The organism is Pseudoalteromonas sp. MelDa3 (assembly GCF_002863625.1).
Classification (GTDB): Bacteria; Pseudomonadota; Gammaproteobacteria; order Enterobacterales; family Alteromonadaceae; genus Pseudoalteromonas; species Pseudoalteromonas arctica.
This window is the reverse complement of the sequence record NZ_PJBR01000162.1, coordinates 1-4,077: the sequence shown is the minus strand read 5'-3', so window position 1 is coordinate 4,077 and position 4,077 is coordinate 1. Positions and strand designations below refer to the sequence as shown.

Below are 4,077 nucleotides of genomic sequence, written 5' to 3'. Positions count from 1 at the left end.
GTAAAACCAGTTGTTACTTCTTAGCTATACGACCATAATTAATATAATCTTGAGTAATTAATGCAGCTTCTTCCAAAAATGGGTCAAGCTCTTCAATTACTTCAGGTAAATCGTCTAAGTTTTCTACCGGATCTTTACCTAAACGCTTAAGACGTTCGTTAGTACGTACAAGTGCACGTGCTTCACCTTCATCTTTTTCTTTAATACGCGTAGCTTCAACTAAAGAGATAGTTTTACGGTCTTTCTCTTCGTTGTATAAGGTAATGTCATTAAATACATAACCAAATTCTGGTTCTGATTTAATTCGTACTTCGTGTTGTTTCTCAAGGTACGTAATAATAGGTGTTAGATTACCTAGTTTTTTGTATTTCGCTTTAACAATGCTGTCCCAAGGAAGTGCATTATCTTGCTTACTTTCGCCCCACTCTGCAGGATCGATTGCTGATGGAAACGAAATGTCAGGGATCACACCTTTATGTTGCGTACTACCACCGTTAATACGATAAAACTTAGCAATTGTATACTGCACGCTACCCAGCGCATTATCGTATAAATCGTAAGCGCGGCCTAAGCCTTTGTGCTGCTGCACAGTACCCTTACCAAAAGTTTGTTCGCCAATAATAACCGCACGACCGTAATCTTGCATAGCTGCTGCAAATATTTCAGAAGCAGAGGCACTGTAACGATCAACTAAAACAGTTAAAGGACCATCATAATAAGTTATACCATCGCGGTCTTTTTGCTCTTCAATACGGTTATTTAAGGTATGAATTTGAACAACTGGACCTTGGTCAAAAAACAAACCAGACAGTTGTGTTGCTTCATATAAAGAACCACCACCATTTTGGCGTAAGTCGATAATAATACCATCAACTTTTTCTTCTTTAAGCTTAGCCAGTTCAACTTTTACATCTTTCGAAAGATTATTGTAAAAGCCTGGAATTTCAATCACGCCAACTTTACTTGTTAAATCAGAGTATTTGGCTTCAAATACTTCTGATTTAGCCGCTCTATCTTCAAGTCGAATTTTATCACGCGTGATTTCAACAACTTTAGGTGCGCCGTGAGCGTCAACACCTTTTAAATACTGTAGACGTACTTTAGTCCCTTTAGGACCTTTAATTAAATCAACTACGTCATCTAAACGCCAGCCAATTACGTCTACAAATTCTTCGCCATCTTGGGCAACACCAATAATGCGATCATCAGCTTTAATTTGATCTGTTTTATCTGCAGGGCCTCCCGGCACTAAGCTGCGAATAACAGTGTAGTCTTCATCAGGGCTTAGTACGGCACCAATGCCCTCAAGCTCTAAATCCATATCCATTTTGAATTGCTCTGCACGACGTGGCGATAAATAAGACGTATGCGCCTCAATACTACGTGCTAGCGAATTCATAACAATTTGAAAAGCATCTTCTGAATTAGATTGTACTAAACGTTTTTCAGCATTTTTATAGCGTTTGGTCAGCACTTCTTTAATGCCTTCCCAATCTTTACCCGTCATTTTTAAACGCAGTGCGTCGTACTTTACACGCTCACGCCAAATTTCATCAAGCTCAGCTTGTGACACAGGCCATGCTGAATCTTCACGGTCAAAAAAGTATTCATCTTCTTTATCAAACGTCATTTCTTTTTCAAGTAAAGTAAGTGAATACTCGTAACGTTCAAAACGGCGTTTAAGACTTAAGTTAAAAATATCAAACGTAAAGTCTAATTTACCGGTAGTAATAGCGTTATCAAAGTCATCACGATATTGCTCAAAAGAAGCAATATCGCTGGCTAAGAAAACGCTTTTATTAAAATCAAGGGATTCGATATAACGATCGTACACTTTACTAGAAAGCTCATCGTTAAATCGAACCGGTGTATAGTGTGAACGAGCAAATAAGCTGGCCACTCGTTTGCTAGCAGTACCATGTTGACTCTCTTGCTTAAGCTGGGGTAAATCGTCAATTGTAACGGCTTCTACAGCAGCAAATAATGAACCTGAAAACAGGGCAGCAACTAACGGAATGAGCGTAAACTTTTTACTCATACACAACTCCTTAATTTATTTACAACTTAAACGATGTATAAGCTGTCAGCTTTGGTTTTAACTTGCATACCTGTCACTAATTCAACATGAACGTCATCTTTGTTCACTTCAGTGATTACTGCATTTACAAGTGCTTGGCCAAGTTTAACCTTAACCTTATTATTAACCTTGACCTCAGTTGCTGGTAAAGGTTCAATTTTTCCTGAACGTTTAACTGGCGCTGCTTTAGCAGGTTTGTTAGCTGCAGGTGCGTTTTTATCGCCTGCTTTGCTAGCATGAGCTGGTTTTTTCTTGAAAGATTTAGAATCAGAATCTTGGCGAGGACGCTGTTGTTTTTTGCGTTTTGCCATTTTAGCGCGGCTTTCTTCCAATGCTTTTTGTGCATGGTCGATATGCTCTTGCTCAACTTTTTCACCTTGATTACCATCAAGATCAATACGAAACTCTGACTTTGTCACAGCTTCTAAATAACGCCAATTAGACGTGTATTTTCTAAGCGCTTGACGAACTTGAGTCTTACTTACTTTTTCAGACCCTTCAATACGCTCAGCAATATCTTTAAAAATACCTACTTTAAGCGGCTTGATGCCATCTTTTTGTTTAAAACATTGTGGGAATTCTTGATATAAAAATTCCAACACTTCATTAATATCTTTTAGCTTGTTTGTGGTTTCCATTTTAGAACCTATTTTTCACATCTTTTCATCAAGGGACGAATCGACGTAGTGTGTTACCCAGTCGACCAACTCTTCGAAATCGGCTTCTATTACAGCCATATCACCCCGAAGGTGTTCCCAAATACCATTAATTGTTTCATCAATAAATTCACATTCTGAATCATCTGGAAGACGATCCCATGCAATATGAATTAAATCATTGAGCGTTTCCGCTACATGCTCTTCTTCGCCTTCCCAGTCGCCAACATCTTGCACAGCAAATAGGTAGTCTTGAACATTTAGCAAATCTTTCATTACAGGCTCGCCTCTAAGCATTTCACTAATGCTTCAAGGCCAGCTTTATCATCAGCATCAAATCGGCCAATACTTGGACTATCAATGTCTAGTACTGCGAATACTTTACCATGTTTCATGATAGGTACAACCACTTCAGAGTTAGACGCTGCATCGCAGGCTATATGCCCGTCAAAAGCGTGAACATCTTCAATTAATTGTGTTTCAGCGGTTGCCGCAGCTGTTCCACATACCCCTTTCCCAACGGGAATACGGATGCATGCAGGATTACCTTGAAACGGACCAAGTACTAATTCAGTAGGAGAATCCATAAAGTAAAAGCCCGCCCAATTTACATCTTCTAAAGAGGTAAATAACAGCGCGCTTATGTTTGCCAAATTGGCAATTACATTAGATTCACCAGCTATCAGCGATTCAGTTTGCTTAACTAATGACTGGTAAAAATCGTGCTTTTGCATACCAAACTACTTCTTATTAAACATACAGTAGCTAAAGGTACTCTTTGTCGTGAAAAATTGGAACCTTTTGGAGGTAAAAAAAAGGAAATCGCACCGTTTATCAGCGTGCTTGGTTAATAATGCTGCGATTATTTTTTTACCGATTTGCGAAGACCAAATAAAAACAGTCCGGCTGCAAATGCTGACATAACACTATTAATCAAAAATATCTCGCCAGTTGAGGCACTTAATAAGTAACTAAATATAGCGCCACCTAACAAACCAAGCGTTAATACACCTGAATAATTAACTTTAGAATACTTAAACATTAGTAAATACCCTGGCACAACAAAGGCCGCCATTGTTAAGCCTACAATATGTGCATTTGAGATAGCAGTCATCAACAGTTGAAAAAATACGGATAAGAAATCACCCTGTAGCGTTAGTGCATAATACAATCCTAACAAGCTGCCAATAATTACCGGGGACAATAATGAAAGCGCGACGCTTTTTGCGAGTTGATGTTTCATCTAATAATCCTTAATACAGAGTATAAATTTTAATGTATTAAGCATGCACCAAGATCTAAAGCTTAGAAATAGAGACTATGGTCGTAACTTATGATGATAAA

The 4,077-nt window shown here is 38.4% G+C and carries 5 protein-coding genes; all 5 read right to left on the bottom strand.

Going from position 1 to position 4,077, the window contains the following annotated elements:
• Positions 1 to 13 precede the first annotated feature (13 nt).
• A complete protein-coding gene (gene prc / locus CXF89_RS18575) occupies positions 14 to 2,038 on the bottom strand; it encodes a carboxy terminal-processing peptidase (RefSeq protein ID WP_007586913.1) in 2,025 nt (674 codons plus the stop codon).
• 26 nt (positions 2,039 to 2,064) lie between these two features.
• Positions 2,065 to 2,715: an RNA chaperone ProQ gene (gene proQ, locus CXF89_RS18570; protein WP_007586916.1), complete on the bottom strand. Its 651-nt coding sequence runs from the start codon at positions 2,713 to 2,715 to the stop codon at positions 2,065 to 2,067.
• Positions 2,716 to 2,730: 15 nt separating this feature from the next.
• Positions 2,731 to 3,009, bottom strand: a complete 279-nt coding sequence (locus tag CXF89_RS18565) for a hypothetical protein (RefSeq protein WP_002961910.1) — start codon at positions 3,007 to 3,009, stop codon at positions 2,731 to 2,733.
• Positions 3,009 to 3,467, bottom strand: coding sequence for a GAF domain-containing protein (locus CXF89_RS18560; protein ID WP_007586917.1), 459 nt, complete (start codon positions 3,465 to 3,467; stop codon positions 3,009 to 3,011). Before CXF89_RS18560 ends, CXF89_RS18565 begins: the two co-directional genes overlap by 1 nt.
• 128 nt (positions 3,468 to 3,595) lie before the next feature.
• Complete coding sequence (locus tag CXF89_RS18555) at positions 3,596 to 3,976, bottom strand: hypothetical protein (RefSeq protein ID WP_007586920.1); 381 nt, start codon at positions 3,974 to 3,976, stop codon at positions 3,596 to 3,598.
• Positions 3,977 to 4,077: the final 101 nt, after the last annotated feature.

Coding starts and splice junctions, on each gene's coding strand:
- prc (WP_007586913.1), bottom strand. CDS start 2,038: ATGAGTAAAAAGTTTACGCTCATTCCGTTAGTTGCTGCCCTGTTTTCA.
- proQ (WP_007586916.1), bottom strand. CDS start 2,715: ATGGAAACCACAAACAAGCTAAAAGATATTAATGAAGTGTTGGAATTT.
- CXF89_RS18565 (WP_002961910.1), bottom strand. CDS start 3,009: ATGAAAGATTTGCTAAATGTTCAAGACTACCTATTTGCTGTGCAAGAT.
- CXF89_RS18560 (WP_007586917.1), bottom strand. CDS start 3,467: ATGCAAAAGCACGATTTTTACCAGTCATTAGTTAAGCAAACTGAATCG.
- CXF89_RS18555 (WP_007586920.1), bottom strand. CDS start 3,976: ATGAAACATCAACTCGCAAAAAGCGTCGCGCTTTCATTATTGTCCCCG.